Source organism: Brevibacillus brevis, from assembly GCF_022026395.1.
In the GTDB taxonomy this organism is placed as follows: domain Bacteria; phylum Bacillota; class Bacilli; order Brevibacillales; family Brevibacillaceae; genus Brevibacillus.
In genome coordinates this window covers 1,626,399-1,642,320 of record NZ_CP041767.1, presented here as the reverse complement: position 1 = coordinate 1,642,320, position 15,922 = coordinate 1,626,399, and the positions used below count along the sequence as shown (strand labels likewise).

The following is a 15,922-nucleotide window of genomic DNA, read 5'->3' as shown; positions in this document are numbered from 1 at the left end:
TGCATTTATGTAATGAAAACTCCAAACGGAAAGTGGTGCTTTCGAATGGAATGGCAACAGTTCGAATATTTTCAAACCCTGGCAAGAATCCAACACGTGACACAAGCGGCCGAAGCTCTCTCGATTTCCCAGTCTGCCCTCAGTCGTTCGATTGCCCGATTTGAGGATGAAATAGGCGTTCCTCTGTTTGACCGTCAAGGACGTTCGATTCGGCTCAATAAATATGGTCATCTCTTTTTAAAGCGAGTCGAAAATATGATGAAGGAATATCATGAGGGAAAACAAGAAATCATGGATTTACTTGATCCAGATAAGGGAGAGGTATCTCTTGGGTTTCTGCACACATTAAGTACCAGTCGTATCCCTGATTTACTGGCTTCTTTTCGCTCCCTCTACCCCAACATTCATTTTCGACTCGGACAAGGTCCCTCCCATACGCTTATGAATCAGTTGCAAGGAGGAGAGTTTGATCTTTGTCTACTTGCTCCTATGGATATGAAATCTCCCTTTGTATGGAAGCCGCTTTGGAATGAAGAACTTTTTGTGATTGTCCCGAAAGACCACAAATATGCAAATCGTACCTCGATTACGTTGGAAGAGATTGCGGATGAATCCTTTATCCATTTAAAAGAAGGATACTCCCTTCGGATCACTGTCGAGCAATTGTTTCAGGAAGCGGGAATTACACCTCCCATTACCTTTGAAGGAGAGGAAGCAGATACCGTTGCAGGACTGGTCGCTGCTGGACTGGGAATCTCCCTGTTGCCCAATTTAAAAGGAACGGACCAGAGTAAGATCACACAAATCCCTGTCAAAAGCCCGAAGTGCCAACGGACAATTGGAATTGCCTGGGTAGAAGGGAGATATTTATCACCTGCCACTGAAAAATTCAAACAATTTGTGATGGATCATGCCTGCGATTTTGAATAGGGATGAGCGAACCTACGACTCTCCCCGCTGCCCTGATTCCCGTCGCCAACTCATGAGTACCAAAGACAGCGCGATTGTCGTGAGGATAATGCCCAGCACTTGCAAACCCTCGGCGCTGAACTTATCTCCCATTACAATGCCGATCAATAATGAGGAGAGAATGGTTCCCAGGTATCTGGATGTTTGAAATAATCCGGATGCTACGCCTATGATTTCTTTTGGAGAGCTTTTGAACAAGGCTGCTTGCATGCCGACATTGTTTAACCCGTTGCTAATGCCGAATGCCGCTAACGCCACACACACACTGATCACATGTGAATCTTGCTTTAACGTCACGATCCACAATGACCCAAATGTCATCAGCATGGCGGATGTGAGCAATGCCGGCCGAGGTCCTGAGTGATCAATCCATCGTCCTGCTAGTGGAGATACCATGAGGGAGCATAAACCTAAGCTGAGCATGAGCATTCCTGTATGGAACTCGCTGACATGACGAACCATTTGCAGGTAGGATGGAAGGCCGAAAAAAAGCGAATAAAAAAGGACGTTAACGAGCATGAATTCGATATTGACCCACGTCATCGCAGGATACTTCGCGAATGTCCGCAGCGGAATAAACGGAGAAGTCGTTTTTAACTCATGTCGTACGAAAGCTACCAGTGTAACGAGGCCGATCCCTCCAACCAGGATATGCCACCATGAGACATGCCCCGATGATTTTGCGAAAAGCAATCCAACGAGCAGTGCAACCAGACCGACCGCGAAGAGCATGATCCCTGTTGCATCAATCAATTCCAACCATTTTCGAAAGGACATCTTATGTGCAACAGATGCTGCCGATCCATCCTTTGGAATCATCCTCCAGGCTAACAGGAAGCTCGCCACCACGAACGGAATATTAACGAGAAAGATCGCTGACCAATCCCAATAATGAAGCAATACCCCGCCAATAAAAGGTCCAATCGCAGCTGCTCCAGACAGGAATATGGACAGTACGGAAAGCGCAGTCGCTTGTTTCTCCGTAATATGGATTCGTACAATGGCGATTCCAACGGCAACCATCATGCTTGTTCCAATCGATTGCACAATTCGGAACACAATGAGCCACCCAAAGTTTGGAGATAATGGAGCCAATAAGGAAGCAACGAAAGATACGACAAGCCCGGTAAGGAATATCTTCTTGCGTCCGAACAAATCACTTGCCTTTCCCATGACAGGTTGAGCGATTGCACTCGCAATGTAGAACGAGAAAATCATCCACGAAACAACCGTGAAATCAAGACTGTACACATTTTGCAGCCTTGCAATCGCAACAGAAATCATCGAAGAATTTAACGGGTTCAACAATATCCCTAGTCCAACGGAAATCATCAACCACCTGTTGTGAGCCCCCATTTTCAGCCCTCCTTAAAGCGTTTTGATGATATCGTACTGGAAATCAAACATTTACTCCAACGTATTTCATGTTATGATTCCATTGATTCAAAGGAATGAATGGAGGAGCTAAATGGAACTTCTTCAACTGCAATACTTTCTTACCGTTGCTCGTATGGAGCATGTGACCGAAGCTGCACGAAGCCTGCATGTGACCCAATCGTCCCTTAGTAAAACGATTCAACGATTAGAGGAGGATCTGGGAGTCCCGCTATTTGATCGTACAGGGAGAAAGCTGCGTCTGAATGAGTTCGGAAGCAAATTCCTCTGTCGGGTGGAAAGAGCTCTGTTTGAATTGGAACAAGGGAAACTGGAGCTTCGCGACCTATCCAACCCGGAGCATGGTACTCTTGAATTAGCCGTAACTACTGCGAGCACGCTGCCGAATATCCTTCGCGAGTTTCGGAAAAAGCGGCCCGATATCCAATTTCATGTACAAATGCTGACCACCCAGGAAATGGTTACGCTTCTTCATAGAGGAGAGGTCGATTTTTGCTTGTCCTCCCCTCCTGTACAAGACGATGACATCGAATGTCAAATCGTGTTCATTGACCCTATCCTCGTAGCTGTTCCAAGGGGACATCGACTGGCAGACCGAAGCATCGTATCTTTGACAGAGCTGAAAGATGAATCGTTTGTCGGTGTAAAGAAAGGGTACGGTACACGCGATCTCGTGGACACTATATGCAAGTCGGTTGGATTCGCACCCACCTATGTGTATGAGGGAGATGAACCTGCAAGGCTGATCCAACTGGTGGAAGCAGAAATCGGCATAGCCTTCATACCAAGCACGGCAAGAGATTCTCGTGAACAAATCTCGTATCTAAGAGTCGAGAATCACGAATTGGTACGGGAAATCGCATTATTATGGCACAAGAGTCGGTACATTTCGCGCGCTGCCCAAGAATTCCGTGAGGTTGTTGTCGATTATTTTGAGGATGTATGCAAACTTGAGAGGTGATGAATCATGAAACTTCACGATTGTCCTACCTGTAATACCAACAGTCAAGAATGTATGATCGTCATCGAGAATGCGTTGCACCCTACAGCTGAGAGATTAACGTGCCGTATATGTTCCTGGAGCGGAAAGTGGTCGGACATGAAAGTGCGCGAGACCCCGGACGAACCAATCCCGGGCGTCGAACCGATTACCGACTATGGTGTGCTGCATTCAGATCAAATTCGACTTCGCTATACAGGGGGTTGTTGCCCACATTGTGGGGGAGATGATCCTTTGTGCTGGTGCCATGCATTTTAGGTGCAGGCAAATGAACACAAAAACAGACACGTCACAATTGCGTGTCTGTTTTTGTTATAGATTTTCTTTTCGATCTTACAAAGCCCCAGAAACGACATTCCCGCGGAACATTACAGCTTGGCGCTTCGCGCGGCGTGCAACTGCTTCTGCTGCCGAGGATGCATGAACGAATACAATATCCGCTTCGTCGCCAACATTCGGCCATTGGCGGTTGCCCTCTTTATCCAGCGGCGTTTTCCCACCTGTAATGAAGCCCAGTGCTTGGGACAGGGAACGTTCGTCCTGCATGCGGAAGCGCTCAGCCAATCGGCCCGCTTTTTCCAAGCTGTCTCCTTGTCCAAATGGCGACCAGTGATCGGTAATACTGTCGTCTCCGAGAGAAACAGACACGCCTTTTTCATGCAGCAATGGAATCGGAATCGTCCCTCTGTTCACGGGTACAGTGGAAGTGATCGAAATGCCCAAGCCAGCGAGCATTTCTGCTACTTCCCCTGCTTCTTCCAGACTGATGTCAGCAAGGGAATTGGCATGGCTGATGGTAACGCGACCTTGCCACCCTGCTTCTTCGGTCATTTTAGCAAGACGCTTGAATGTAAACACCCCGAGATGATCCGGATCATGCAAATGAACGTCGATGGGTGCATTCGCTTCCACTGCCAGCTCAAAAATGGTAGCGAGCGATTTCTCGATGTTTTGATCCACGGTCGCCGGGTCTACACCGCCAACGTAGGTCGCCCCCATCTTCAAGGCTTGGCGGATGTTCTCCACCTGGTTACTTCGCAGAAGACCTTGCTGCGGGAAGGCAACGACCTCGCACTGCAATCTGCCGCTGAAGGTTTCCAGTGCTGCCATCGTCGCTTCCAGGTTTTTGAGTCCGATGTACGGATCGATATTACAATGGGAGCGAATATGGGTGGAGCCTGCGGACAGCAGCAATTCCAGCATTTTTTCTGCGCGCTCTTGTGCTGTTGGCAGCAGCTTCGGCATGAGCTGGCTCTCTTCTTCCAGTCGACCCAAGATGTTTTTTACTGGCGTCACGGCTTTCCAAGGGCCGCCATAATACGTTTTATCGATGTGGATGTGCATATCCCTAAATGACGGCAGTGCCAACAGACCGCTGGCATTCTTCGTTGGCAGCTCGGTTTGTGGAGCGGCTCCACTCACGATCTGCGCAATTCGTCCGTCTTCGATTAATAGATGCGCCACTTCAGTATCTGTAGCAACCACCTTGTCATTTTCTTTGCGGTATCCGCTCTCCAAGCGGACGTTGGTTATCCAATAGGCTGTAGACATCTATCCATGACATCCTTTCTATTTAAAAGTAGTACTACCACTCACCCGCTACCCGGTTGCCTTGGAAAAGCACGACCTTGCGCTTCGCACGTCTCGCAACTGCTTCTGCTGAACATGTCGCTTCGACCGCCATCAGGCTCGCCTCATCTCCAGCCAATGGCCACAGGCGATTCCCGGTGTCATCGAGAGTGATCCGCCCTTCTGTCACAAAGCCGAGTGCTACGCCTAACGATCTTTCATCCGTCAAGCGGAAGCGTTCAGCCAGTCGTCCTGCTTTTTCCAACAAGTCTCCGCTGCCAAAGGGTGTCCAATTGTCTGTCAGGCTATCGTTGCCGAGCATGACGGCAACCCCTTCTTGATGCAGCAACGGAATCGGAATGGTCGGGCGATTGATTGGCACGGTCGATGCAATAGAAATGCCAAGCGAGGCGAGTCGTTGTGCCATCTCTTTAGCTTCCTCCTGTGAAACATCGCCCAATCCCATCGCGTGACTAATCGTGACACGTCCCTGCCAGCCTGCCTCTTCCGTCAGAGCAGCGAGGCGCTTCATCGTAAACACGCCGAGATGCCCCGGATCATGCAAATGCATGTCAATATCGGCATCCGCTTCGACTGCCAGCTCTAGCATCGTTTGCAGGGAACGCTCGATGTCGCCGTCGACTCCACCCGGATCGACGCCGCCTACATGAGTGGCGCCTTGACGCAGTGCCTCACGTACCATGTCGCGTGCTTGTGTACGCAGCATCCCATAATGCGGGAAAGCAACAATTTCGTGGGAGACACGGTCTGCATACGTCTCAAACGCACTTTTCATTCCTTCCAAAAACCCAAGACCAACCTGTGGGTCCACATGACAATGCGTTCTTACATGTGTCACTCCTGTTTCCACCAGCAGCGAGAGAATATTTTCTGCTCCTGTCTGTGCCTGCTTGAGATACATCGGCAACAGCCCTCTGTCCTCAGCGTGGCGTTCGAACAAGTTTTTTACGGGAGTTGTTGCCTTCCATGGGCCGCCGTAATACGTTTTTTCCAGATGAATGTGCTTCTCGGCCATAGACGGCAAGATCAGTAAGCCTTTCGCGTCCTTTTTAGGCAGCCCATCCTCCAAAATTTCACTGGAAGGGACAATGCGTGTGATTTTTCCATGCTCAATAAGCAAATCGCACAGCTCTGTCCGCGTTCCACTGATCACGCCTTCTTCCCACTCATACCCGATTTCCAGTCGAGCGTTGACGATCCAATAAGGAGAAGATTTCACCGGCTTTTCCCCCCTCTTAAACGTTCACTTCTTCCACTTGCCCAGAAGCAAGCTTGCCCTTGAAGAATACAGCGTGTCGATCTGCACGGCGCGCAATCGCTTCTGCCGAGCAGGTCGCATCCACGAGGATCAGGCTAGCGTCTTCCCCTTGTGCAGGCCATAACTGTGTTCCGTTGGCAGCCAGTGTCGTTTTGCCACCTGTGATAAAACGCAGAGATTGAGACAGAGACAGCTCGTCCAGCCAACGATTGCGTTCTGCCAGTCGCCAGAGGCGTTCCAGCACATCACCATTTCCGTATGGCTGCCACGTGTCAAAAATGTTGTCGCAGCCGACCGCAACGTCTACGCCATTTTGGTGCAGTAGCTGTACAGGTGGGATCACGCGGCTAAATGGCACGCTGGTGATAATCGTAATGCCTGCTTCCCGCAGGATCGTCGCCATCTCTTCTGCTTCTTGCACTGGGATGTCTCCGAGCGCAAACGCATGGCTGACTGCTACGCGGCCTTGCCAGCCAGCATCCACGGTCATTGCTGCCAGTCGCTTCATTGTGTAGGTTCCCAAATGTCCCGGGTCATGCAAATGCAAGTCCACACCTGCGTTTGCTTCTACCGCCAGCTCCATCATTTGGTGCAAGGATTCTTCTATATCGCCATCCACATTAGCTGGGTCCACGCCCCCGACATGAGTCGCACCTTGGCGCAATGCCTCACGCAAGAGTGCTTTTGCGTCTGTACGCAACAAGCCATGCTGCGGGAATGCCACGATCTCGTGGGTGATTCGATCCGTGTAGGTTGCTAATGCTGCTTTTACTGATTCCAAATTGGAGATTCCCACTTCCGGGTAAATGTCCACATGTGTACGCACATGTGTCGAGCCATAGGACAAGAGGATCTCCAGCAGATTCTCCGCACGCTCTTGTGTAGTTGTCGGCGATCCCGGCAGTGTGCGCTTTTCTATTTCACAGCGTTCAATGATATTGGACACAGGAATAACAGCCCGCCATGGTTCTCCCTGAAGCGTCTTGTCCAAATGAACATGCTTCTCTACGAAAGATGGGAGTGCCAATAAGCCTTTTGCATCCTTTTGCAAAATATCGTCTGTAAGCTTCTCTGTCGCTGGTGCAATGCGCGCGAATTTTCCGTCTTTAACCAAAATGTGAAACAAGGATGCCTCTGTCCCCGTGACGACACCGTTTTCCCGACGGTAGCCCGTCTCCAAACGAACATTGGTCAACCAATAGGTAACGCCCATCCATTATCCACCCTCTCTTTGTCTCTCTCCATTCCTTTCTCCCCCATTATCTAGGAAGCGGAAAGACTTGATTTGCACAATCTTTACGTCTATTTTCACTATTTTTACGACTTGTTCAAATTGCCTTTACTTCGTACATTTTTCTGATAACTTTGACGTAAGCAAAGGAGGGGTTACACCATGAAGGTTGAGATCGCACCAACCAATCAAGCTCTTCCGCCGAAAGCAGCGGCTGCACGCCCTAGCAGATGGCGGACTTTTTACAGGAAACTACGAAAAAACAAACTCGCCATGGTAGGCGGCTGTATCGTGATTTTTTACATCGCGATTGCCCTGTTGGCACCATTTATCGCTCCCCATGATCCATATGAGATTGACTTGGTTAATAAGTTGAAGCCACCATCTTCTGAACACTGGATGGGTACCGATGACAAAGGTCGGGATGTACTGAGCCGTCTTTTATACGGAACACAGCTCTCGATGTCCGTCGGATTTGTTGCTGTCTTTATTGGTGCATTTTTCGGAATTATTCTCGGCTTATTATCCGGTTACTACGGAGGCTGGGTAGATACAGTCATCTCCCGTATCATCGATGTCCTGCTCGCCTTCCCGGGAATCCTGCTATCTCTAGCCATTGTCAGTGCCTTAGGGCCAAGTCTCTTTAACGTGATGATCGCCGTTGGTATCTTCTCGATTCCTGTATTTGCACGGATCGTCCGCGGCTCAACCTTGACCGTGAAAAAACTGGAGTACATCGATGCGATCCGCTCACTCGGTGCCAATGACTTCACGATTATCTTTAGACACATTTTTCCAAACATTTTGTCTCCTATTATCGTACAAGCAACGATGCGCCTCGCTACTGCGATTCTTTCCGCGGCTGGCCTTTCGTTCCTCGGACTGGGAGCACAGCCTCCTCTGCCGGAGTGGGGCGCCATGCTCAGTAACGGACGCGACTTCTTGTTTACCGCTCCGCATCTGGCCATGTTCCCTGGTTTCGCTATTGCAACTCTTGTTCTCGGCTTCAACATCTTTGGGGACGGCCTCAGGGACGCTCTCGATCCACGAATGAAACAATAGGAGGGAATGCTACATGTTTGTTTACATTACCCGTCGCCTGCTGCAGATGATTCCCGTCCTGCTCGGTGTTATTCTTGTCGTCTTTTTGATCATGCAAATGGTTCCTGGCGACCCGGCTGTATTGCTTGCTGGTGAAGGCGCTTCTGCAGAAACGATTGCGAAAATGCGCACTCAGCTCGGCTTGGATCAGCCGATTATGGTTCAGTACGCGCAGTATGTTGTCAATGTGTTCCAAGGCGATCTAGGGACATCACTTCGCTCCAATCTCCCCGTGTGGGATGAGATTATGGCACGCTTGCCTGCTACCATCGAGCTCGCCGTTGCCAGTATTTTTGTAACGGTTGTCCTCGGGATGATCGCAGGGATTATTTCTGCTACCAAGCAATACTCTGCTGCAGATATTACGATCATGGTCATTGCCTTGCTCGGTGTATCCTTGCCAAGCTTTTGGCTCGGCTTGAGCTTGATCTACACGTTCTCCGTCAAGTTGCAACTCTTCCCGGTCGCAGGCTGGGGCACCTGGAAGCACATGGTTTTGCCAGCGATCACACTCGGTACTGCCGGGGCTGCCATCGTTGCTCGTATGACTCGCTCCAGTATGCTCGACGTCGTACGTCAAGACTACATCCGCACAGCGAAAGCAAAGGGCTTGCGTGAAACAGTCATCATTTACAAGCATGCTTTGAAAAACGCGCTGATCCCGATTATTACTGTCGTGGGCTTGCAGTTCGGTTTCCTTTTGGGTGGTACAGTTCTAGTAGAATCTGTATTTGCCATCAACGGCTTGGGCCGTCTGATCGTCGATGCGATCCGCATGCGTGATTTGCCTGTCGTACAAGGCGGCGTACTGATCGCTTCCATTATCTTCGTGTTCGTGAACCTGCTCGTCGATGTATTGTATCGCTACTTTAATAAACGAATTGATCTGAACTAAGGAGGGATCACCATGCCGGAACAACAAGATATCATCCTGGACGTTCGCAATCTGCAAACGCATTTTTTCACAGAAGATGGCGTCAGTAAAGCGGTGGACGGCGTTGATTTCTCTCTAAATAGAGGAGAGACACTAGGTCTGGTAGGAGAATCGGGCTGTGGAAAAAGTATCACTTCCCTCTCGATCCTGCGTTTGATTGCCAGTCCTCCGGGAAAAATTGTAGGAGGAGAAATCCTTTTCAAAGGGCAAGATCTGACGAAAAAATCGGAAGCAGACATGCGCGCAATCCGCGGCAACGAGATTTCGATGATTTTCCAAGAGCCAATGACCTCGCTGAATCCGGTTTATTCGGTTGGGGAGCAAATTGCAGAGGTATTGCGCCTGCACCAAAACATGGGACGGAAGGAAGCATGGGACAAGGCAGTAGACATGCTGCGTCTGGTCGGTATTCCTTCCCCGGAAAAACGCGCGACTCAAGAGCCGCATGAATTGTCTGGGGGTATGCGTCAACGGGTCATGATCGCGATGGCTCTCGCCTGCCGCCCGGAAATTTTGATCGCGGATGAACCGACGACCGCTTTGGACGTTACCATTCAGGCTCAGATTCTCGAGCTGATGAAAAAGCTGCAAGTCGAAATGGGCATGAGTATTATCATGATTACCCACGATCTAGGCGTTGTTGCTGAAACATGCGATCGCGTTGCGGTCATGTACGCAGGAAAAGTGGTGGAGTACACGACTGCACAAAACCTGTTTGCGAATCCACGTCATCCCTATACAGTAGGGCTGATGAACTCCCTCCCCCGTCTGGATGAGGATGTAGAAGAGCTGCAAGCGATTAAAGGAAATGTACCAAGTCCGTTCAACATGCCAGTTGGATGCCGCTTCGCTCCACGCTGCCCGCATGCAACAGAGCTGTGCCATACGAAGCTTCCAGAGCTCTTGGAGTATGCAGACGGAAGCAAAGTACGCTGCTGGATGTATACGTCTGAGTGGGACGGCGACACCAAGACTGCTACGGAAGTGGAGGTATGATCATGATGACGACACAAGCGAATCCAACGAAAAAACCACTGCTGGAAGTAAAAAATCTCAAGCAGCACTTCCCGATCAAAGGCGGCATTTTAGGCCGTACCGTCAACCATGTAAAAGCCGTGGATGACATCAGCTTCACGATCCATGAAGGAGAAACACTGAGTATTGTAGGCGAATCCGGTTGTGGCAAATCTACTACCGGTCGTGCCATCCTCCGCCTGGATGAACCGACGAGCGGAACGGTACTATTCGAGGGACAAGATTTACTGGCGATGTCCAAGAAGCAAATGCGCGACATGCGCAAGCATTTGCAGGTCATTTTCCAGGACCCATTTGCTTCGCTCAACCCGCGCCAATCTGTATCCGCTATTCTCGGAGAAGCGTTGGCGATTCAAAATATCGTACCTGCCCATCAACGCCGTGATCGCATTATCGAGCTGCTCGGCTATGTAGGCTTGCGTCCGGACCAAATTGACCGCTTCCCGCATGAGTTCAGCGGTGGACAACGCCAACGAATCGGGATTGCGCGTGCGCTCGCGATGCAGCCGAAGCTGATCATTTGTGACGAAGCCGTATCGGCACTCGACGTATCTATTCAGGCTCAAGTGTTGAATCTCCTGAAATCGTTGCAAAAGCAATTCAAGCTGACGTATTTGTTCATCTCCCATGACCTCGGCGTCGTTCGTCACATCTCGGATCGCGTCATGGTGATGTACCTCGGTAAAGTGGTAGAGATCGCGGATAAAAAGTCGCTGTTCGACAACCCGCAGCATCCTTACACGCAGGCACTTTTGTCTGCGATTCCGGTTCCGGATATTAACAAAAAGCAGGAGCGGATCATTTTGCGCGGAGATGTCCCTTCTCCCATCAATCCTCCTCAGGGCTGCCGCTTCCATACGCGTTGCCCGTATGCGATTGATCGTTGCAAAACAGAAGTACCTGGGCTGACGAGTTTGCACGACACGCACCAAGTCGCCTGCCACCTTGCCCAAGTCTAATCATAGAGAGATTAAAATTTTCTAAAAACGCAAGAGATCACGAAGCAGCATGATATGATGGTAACTGCAAAATCTATCTATACAGAAGGGATCTCATGATAAGCTTCGAAGGTTTCACATTACTCATTCTGCTGTTTATTTTGGCTCCTATCGTAGGAGCTATTGCTTTATTGTTTCTGTTTATTTTCGAGAAGCGGATTGATCTATTAGAAAACAAAAATCTAAAGATCGAGCTGGAAAAAGAGCTTCAGCAAGCGCTCTACAATCAGTTGAATCAACAAATCCAGCCTCACTTCTTGTTTAATACGCTAAATGTCATTCTGAGTCTGGCGCGATTAAACCGAACGAAGGAACTGGTGAGAGCGCTCGAAGTCCTCTCCCAGTTTCTCAAATTCAAATACAAATCCACAGAGCCGTTGATTTCATTGGCGCGGGAGATTACGTACACGGAGCAATATTTGGAGATTCAAAAGCTGCGTTTCGGCGATCGTCTCCGGATTCAGCTAGATTGTGCAGATGATCTCTTGCAGGCATCCATACCGCCATTCGTCTTGCAAACGCTCGTGGAAAACGCATTTAAGCATGGATTAGAACGAAAAATGGGCGAAGCTATCATAGACATCCGCATAAGCCGACAAGATGACGATGTCCTGCTTACGGTCATCGACAACGGTTCTTCCGGACTTACAGCATTCCAGAATGAAAGTGAGATCGAAACCGAACAGCCACATGAGAAGAGCGGTCACGGGTTGGATAACATCCGTAGACGGCTCCACCTTTGTTTTGGTGATCATGCACATCTGGAGCTTGCTCCGATATCTGAGGGAGGAACTCTTGTGTCTGTCAGGTGGCCCTGTACGTATGAACAAATCGATCTGAGGTGAGAAGATGAACGTATTACTCGTGGATGACGAACCGTTGGAGCTGGACCAACTCGAGTATTTGATTCAGCCCATGTTCCCCTTGTGGAAATTCTACAAGGCCGCAGATGGCAGCAAGGCCATGGCGATCAGCCAGAAGGTTCCTCTTCATCTCGCCTTTCTGGATATTAATCTTCCGGGGAAATCCGGTCTGGTGCTTGGCGAAGAGCTGAGAGCCCAGCACAAAGACATCGAGCTCATCATTGTAACGGCTTATCAAGATTTTCATTATGCAAAGCAATCGATCCGCCTCGGTGTCGTGGATTACATCACGAAGCCCGTCATTGAGAGCGAGCTGGTCGACATTCTAAAAAAATATCAGAAGAGCCCTGCCCTCTCTGCTTACACCCGAATTATTTCTGATGCGATGAACATCATTCATCAAAAATTCGCGGAGAAGCTGAATTTGGCTGATCTGGCCGCAGAGGTCCATATCAATCCGACGTATTTGAGCCGCCGTTTTCATGAAGAAGTAGGCGTCTCATTCTCTGAGTATTTAATGCAGTACCGCATTCAAATGTCGAAGAAGTTCCTGATTGCTCATCCTGATTGGAGCATATCGACGGTTGCCGAGCGGACTGGCTTCAACAGCCAACACTATTTCAGCACCATTTTTCGCAAGGTAGTGGGGAAAACCCCGAAAGAATACCGGGACAAGGGGAATGTATCTTGACCTACTTATCGTTTCGCGAATACGTGGTAGGTGCAGCAAAGATCGGCATCGGGCTTGGGGTCGTCTCGATCCTCGCCCGCTGGGTGACCGGAAACACGATCTTCGGTTCACCGGAAGCACTCGTCAAATACGGAATATTTGGCGGGATCGGCTTCGCTTTGATGGGAGCATTTGCCCTCAGTATGTTTGGACTGCTTGGGCGAAAGGTCCGGCGTGAGTTGTCAGAAGGGATGACCATCGGGGATTACATGCGGGACAAGCTGCATCCGTTTGGTTACTGGTTGATGATCATCATCCTTTTGATTACGACGATCGAAGCGATGTTCGTTCAGGGGATGGCTGGGGGCGTATTGCTCAACATCTTGTTTGGCTTACCGATCCCGCTCGGCTTGCTCTGCTTTTTCGGATTTTGTGTGCTGTTTGCAGGCATCGGGGGAATCCGCTCGATCCATCGGTTTGCCATCGTGCAAATTGTCATTACGTTTGCAGCCATTATCCTGATTCCCGTCTACTTTTTCGTCGGAAAAGGTGTCGAGCACGTCTATAACGGGCTGCGCCTGTACCATCCTTACCTTCTGGTGCTCAACAACAACGAGGGTCTTTTTTTTATCATTACCGGACTGTTGATCGGGTTTGGTCAAGTGTTTGTCGATCAGGCATCGTGGCAGCGGCTCTATATGATGGAAGAGAAAAAGATCGTCCCTACCTTTCTGGTGTCCGGGCTCATTTTTGCCACCGTACCCCTGGCGTTTTCCTCGCTGATCATCATCGTCCTTTTTACGGGCGGATTTGATGATATCTACTCGCTGTTGTTTGATCTCGTACGCAAGATTGACACGATGATCTTGCTTGTATTATTTGTCCTCTGTGCCTTTGGAGCAATCATGTCCGCTTTCGGTGCAGGTCTTCATTCCATGATCAGTCTGATGGTCAACAATGTGTATCAGCTGTTCCGCCCAGACGCTTCGGAACGGCAAAAAATCCGTTTGGGCTACATCCTTGCCATTGCCATCGGTGCGCTTTCGTATGGTTTAACGATCTACTTCAAGCCGACCTTGCTGGATTTACTGTTCTTCTTTGGCATTATGTATGCCTCGCTGTTTTTGCCTGTCGTCGTCATTGTTTTGACAAAGGGAAAAGCACCTACTTTCATTTTGATCAGCGCAGTAATGGGATTCGTCGCAGGCTATAGCAGCCGGATGTACGTCGATCCGATGATGGCAATCTGGATTGCCTCCTTATGTACAGCTCTGGTTTTAACGGCCTACTTGTCCATGACCTGGCTATGGAAACGGTACATCCGAACGCCGGATCACACTCGCTGACCCACAGGAAGGAACGAATCCTATGCTACGCTCCTACTTGCTGCTCATTTTTTGCGTAACTGCTTGGGGCAGCAATTTCGTCTTCGGGAAAATGCTCGTCGCCGAGTTTTCTCCGCTCTTTTTGTCAGCTATGCGTCTCTTGTTTATTGTGTTGTTTCTGCTCATCTGGTCCAGAGGACGTCTGAAAATGCCAAAGCTTTCTCGTACGGACTGGCTTTTGCTCGCGGTATTGGGAGTTGTCGGCGTATTCATTAACCAGTGGTCCTTCTACAAAGGGCTCGTTACAGCTGATCCGACCACCTCTGCCCTGATCCTGGCATTGACGCCGATTACTACCGCTCTCTTGGCTGCCTTATTCTTGAAAGAATCACTGACTGGTCGTATGGCAATCGGTTCGGTGATCGGTACATCAGGCGTTTTATTCGTCATTTATACAGGGGCAGAGCTGCATTTTGATGTCGGTATCCTCTGGATTGTGTTGACGATGCTGACATTCGCTACCTCGATCATCCTCGTCAGGTTGTTGGGACATCGACTCCCTCCACTCGTGACGACGCTCGTATCCAATTTGATCGGCTTCGGATCGATGCTGCCTTTTGTCCTGATCAGCATCCCTACGGCTACGGTAAGCACCAGCCTTTCATCCTGGCTTCTCTTGTTTGTCACCGCTGTCGTTATGCACGGCATAGTGACCTTAATCTGGAACAGCCAACTACAGAAGGTAGGGGCTGCCAAAGCCGCGATGTTTGCCAATCTCGAACCATTTATCGCCATGCTTTTCGGCTTATTATTGCTGGCAAAGCCTGTAACAGCCGTACAGTTTTTCGGTGCGATTCTCATCATTGCAGGCGTGACCTTGACTACAACCTCCAAGGAGCCGCGTGAAAAGAAGAACCTCTCCTCACTCTCATCCTGAGCAAAGCAGTTCGCCGCACTTTTCATAGTAAAACAGTCGGAATTGTAGTTGAGAAGTACAATTTCATTGCTTTATACTGGGAGAAAGCGGGCGAGTCTGTACCGTTACATCGTGCTAAGAGGAGGGACAGTCCATGTCTACCGTAAAACTATCCCAGTGGGAAACGATGCTGTTAGAGGCAGCCCGTGCCCATGGATTCGTCGATGAAGAAATCATCCACAAGCTGAGAAAAGGTGACCCTGCGCCTTTTTCGGACGTGGAGGGCGGCAAGTACGATTACACCCATCTCTTTGAACTGTCCAAAAATGATCCCTCTACGCTGGAAGCTGCGATTCGCGAAGGCTACCAGATCAAGTTCACCACTTTTAACGGGATCAAATTTTTGCTGAACAAACGCTACAACATCCAAGCGGAGCGTGACTATCACGTTGAGGAAACAGCACTGCACCGCGTTCGCTTACGAGACGATGCATTGGCGTGGATGCGCAGGACAATCTCCCCTAACTGGCGAATTGTTGAACTAGAAAAGCTCGCAAACACCAAAGAAACGCTTGTCAGATTTGAACTGGCAGCATCGTAAATACAAAAGAGCACTTTCCTACGGGGAGAGTGCTCT

At 49.5% G+C, this 15,922-nt stretch carries 15 protein-coding genes; 11 read left to right on the top strand and 4 right to left on the bottom strand.

Annotated features, from left to right (window positions below; translation table 11 throughout):
- The first annotated feature begins 45 nt into the window (after positions 1–45).
- Complete coding sequence (locus FO446_RS08260; RefSeq protein WP_232773387.1) at positions 46–930, top strand: LysR family transcriptional regulator; 885 nt, start codon at positions 46–48, stop codon at positions 928–930.
- Between the two features lie 12 nt (positions 931–942).
- Here FO446_RS08260 and FO446_RS08255 read toward each other — a convergent pair whose 3' ends face one another.
- The gene (locus FO446_RS08255; RefSeq protein WP_232773388.1) at positions 943–2,325 is read right to left on the bottom strand and encodes an MFS transporter; all 1,383 of its coding nucleotides are present in this window, start codon (positions 2,323–2,325) and stop codon (positions 943–945) included.
- 112 nt (positions 2,326–2,437) lie between these two features.
- Here FO446_RS08255 and FO446_RS08250 point away from each other — a divergent pair, with 112 nt between their 5' ends.
- Positions 2,438–3,325, top strand: coding sequence for a LysR family transcriptional regulator (locus FO446_RS08250; protein WP_221867658.1), 888 nt, complete (start codon positions 2,438–2,440; stop codon positions 3,323–3,325).
- A 372-nt stretch (positions 3,326–3,697) separates the two neighbouring features.
- Here FO446_RS08250 and FO446_RS08245 read toward each other — a convergent pair whose 3' ends face one another.
- Genes FO446_RS08245 through FO446_RS08235 form a run of 3 tightly spaced genes read right to left on the bottom strand, consistent with a single transcriptional unit; the run spans position 3,698 to position 7,425 of the window.
- The gene (locus tag FO446_RS08245) at positions 3,698–4,915 is read right to left on the bottom strand and encodes an amidohydrolase family protein (RefSeq protein WP_173608701.1); all 1,218 of its coding nucleotides are present in this window, start codon (positions 4,913–4,915) and stop codon (positions 3,698–3,700) included.
- A gap of 34 nt (positions 4,916–4,949) precedes the next feature.
- Positions 4,950–6,173, bottom strand: coding sequence for an amidohydrolase (locus FO446_RS08240; RefSeq protein WP_221867657.1), 1,224 nt, complete (start codon positions 6,171–6,173; stop codon positions 4,950–4,952).
- 16 nt (positions 6,174–6,189) lie between these two features.
- On the bottom strand, positions 6,190–7,425 hold the full coding sequence (locus tag FO446_RS08235) for an amidohydrolase (protein ID WP_237900362.1): 1,236 nt from the start codon (positions 7,423–7,425) through the stop codon (positions 6,190–6,192).
- A 180-nt stretch (positions 7,426–7,605) separates the two neighbouring features.
- On the opposite strand from FO446_RS08235, the gene nikC reads away from it, so the two are divergent.
- The 9 genes from nikC to FO446_RS08190 all read left to right on the top strand — a co-directional run bounded on the left by nikC (position 7,606) and on the right by FO446_RS08190 (position 15,886).
- Positions 7,606–8,505, top strand: a complete 900-nt coding sequence (gene nikC / locus FO446_RS08230) for a nickel transporter permease (RefSeq protein ID WP_173608704.1) — start codon at positions 7,606–7,608, stop codon at positions 8,503–8,505.
- Between the two features lie 13 nt (positions 8,506–8,518).
- Positions 8,519–9,439: a nickel ABC transporter permease gene (nikB, locus tag FO446_RS08225; protein ID WP_142495485.1), complete on the top strand. Its 921-nt coding sequence runs from the start codon at positions 8,519–8,521 to the stop codon at positions 9,437–9,439.
- A gap of 12 nt (positions 9,440–9,451) precedes the next feature.
- The gene (locus FO446_RS08220) at positions 9,452–10,474 is read left to right on the top strand and encodes an ABC transporter ATP-binding protein (protein ID WP_237900360.1); all 1,023 of its coding nucleotides are present in this window, start codon (positions 9,452–9,454) and stop codon (positions 10,472–10,474) included.
- 2 nt (positions 10,475–10,476) lie between these two features.
- Positions 10,477–11,472, top strand: a complete 996-nt coding sequence (locus tag FO446_RS08215; RefSeq protein ID WP_229087987.1) for an ABC transporter ATP-binding protein — start codon at positions 10,477–10,479, stop codon at positions 11,470–11,472.
- Positions 11,473–11,567: 95 nt separating this feature from the next.
- Positions 11,568–12,356, top strand: a complete 789-nt coding sequence (locus FO446_RS08210) for a sensor histidine kinase (protein ID WP_221867654.1) — start codon at positions 11,568–11,570, stop codon at positions 12,354–12,356.
- A gap of 4 nt (positions 12,357–12,360) precedes the next feature.
- Complete coding sequence (locus FO446_RS08205; RefSeq protein ID WP_173608708.1) at positions 12,361–13,065, top strand: response regulator transcription factor; 705 nt, start codon at positions 12,361–12,363, stop codon at positions 13,063–13,065.
- Positions 13,062–14,390, top strand: coding sequence for a sodium:solute symporter family transporter (locus FO446_RS08200; protein WP_173608709.1), 1,329 nt, complete (start codon positions 13,062–13,064; stop codon positions 14,388–14,390). Before FO446_RS08205 ends, FO446_RS08200 begins: the two co-directional genes overlap by 4 nt.
- A gap of 22 nt (positions 14,391–14,412) precedes the next feature.
- On the top strand, positions 14,413–15,306 hold the full coding sequence (locus FO446_RS08195) for a DMT family transporter (RefSeq protein ID WP_221867653.1): 894 nt from the start codon (positions 14,413–14,415) through the stop codon (positions 15,304–15,306).
- A 133-nt stretch (positions 15,307–15,439) separates the two neighbouring features.
- A complete protein-coding gene (locus FO446_RS08190) occupies positions 15,440–15,886 on the top strand; it encodes a hypothetical protein (RefSeq protein WP_221867652.1) in 447 nt (148 codons plus the stop codon).
- Positions 15,887–15,922 lie beyond the last annotated feature (36 nt).

Coding starts and splice junctions, on each gene's coding strand:
- FO446_RS08260 (WP_232773387.1), top strand. CDS start 46: ATGGAATGGCAACAGTTCGAATATTTTCAAACCCTGGCAAGAATCCAA.
- FO446_RS08255 (WP_232773388.1), bottom strand. CDS start 2,325: ATGGGGGCTCACAACAGGTGGTTGATGATTTCCGTTGGACTAGGGATA.
- FO446_RS08250 (WP_221867658.1), top strand. CDS start 2,438: ATGGAACTTCTTCAACTGCAATACTTTCTTACCGTTGCTCGTATGGAG.
- FO446_RS08245 (WP_173608701.1), bottom strand. CDS start 4,915: ATGTCTACAGCCTATTGGATAACCAACGTCCGCTTGGAGAGCGGATAC.
- FO446_RS08235 (WP_237900362.1), bottom strand. CDS start 7,425: ATGGGCGTTACCTATTGGTTGACCAATGTTCGTTTGGAGACGGGCTAC.
- nikC (WP_173608704.1), top strand. CDS start 7,606: ATGAAGGTTGAGATCGCACCAACCAATCAAGCTCTTCCGCCGAAAGCA.
- nikB (WP_142495485.1), top strand. CDS start 8,519: ATGTTTGTTTACATTACCCGTCGCCTGCTGCAGATGATTCCCGTCCTG.
- FO446_RS08220 (WP_237900360.1), top strand. CDS start 9,452: ATGCCGGAACAACAAGATATCATCCTGGACGTTCGCAATCTGCAAACG.
- FO446_RS08215 (WP_229087987.1), top strand. CDS start 10,477: ATGATGACGACACAAGCGAATCCAACGAAAAAACCACTGCTGGAAGTA.
- FO446_RS08210 (WP_221867654.1), top strand. CDS start 11,568: ATGATAAGCTTCGAAGGTTTCACATTACTCATTCTGCTGTTTATTTTG.
- FO446_RS08205 (WP_173608708.1), top strand. CDS start 12,361: ATGAACGTATTACTCGTGGATGACGAACCGTTGGAGCTGGACCAACTC.
- FO446_RS08195 (WP_221867653.1), top strand. CDS start 14,413: ATGCTACGCTCCTACTTGCTGCTCATTTTTTGCGTAACTGCTTGGGGC.
- FO446_RS08190 (WP_221867652.1), top strand. CDS start 15,440: ATGTCTACCGTAAAACTATCCCAGTGGGAAACGATGCTGTTAGAGGCA.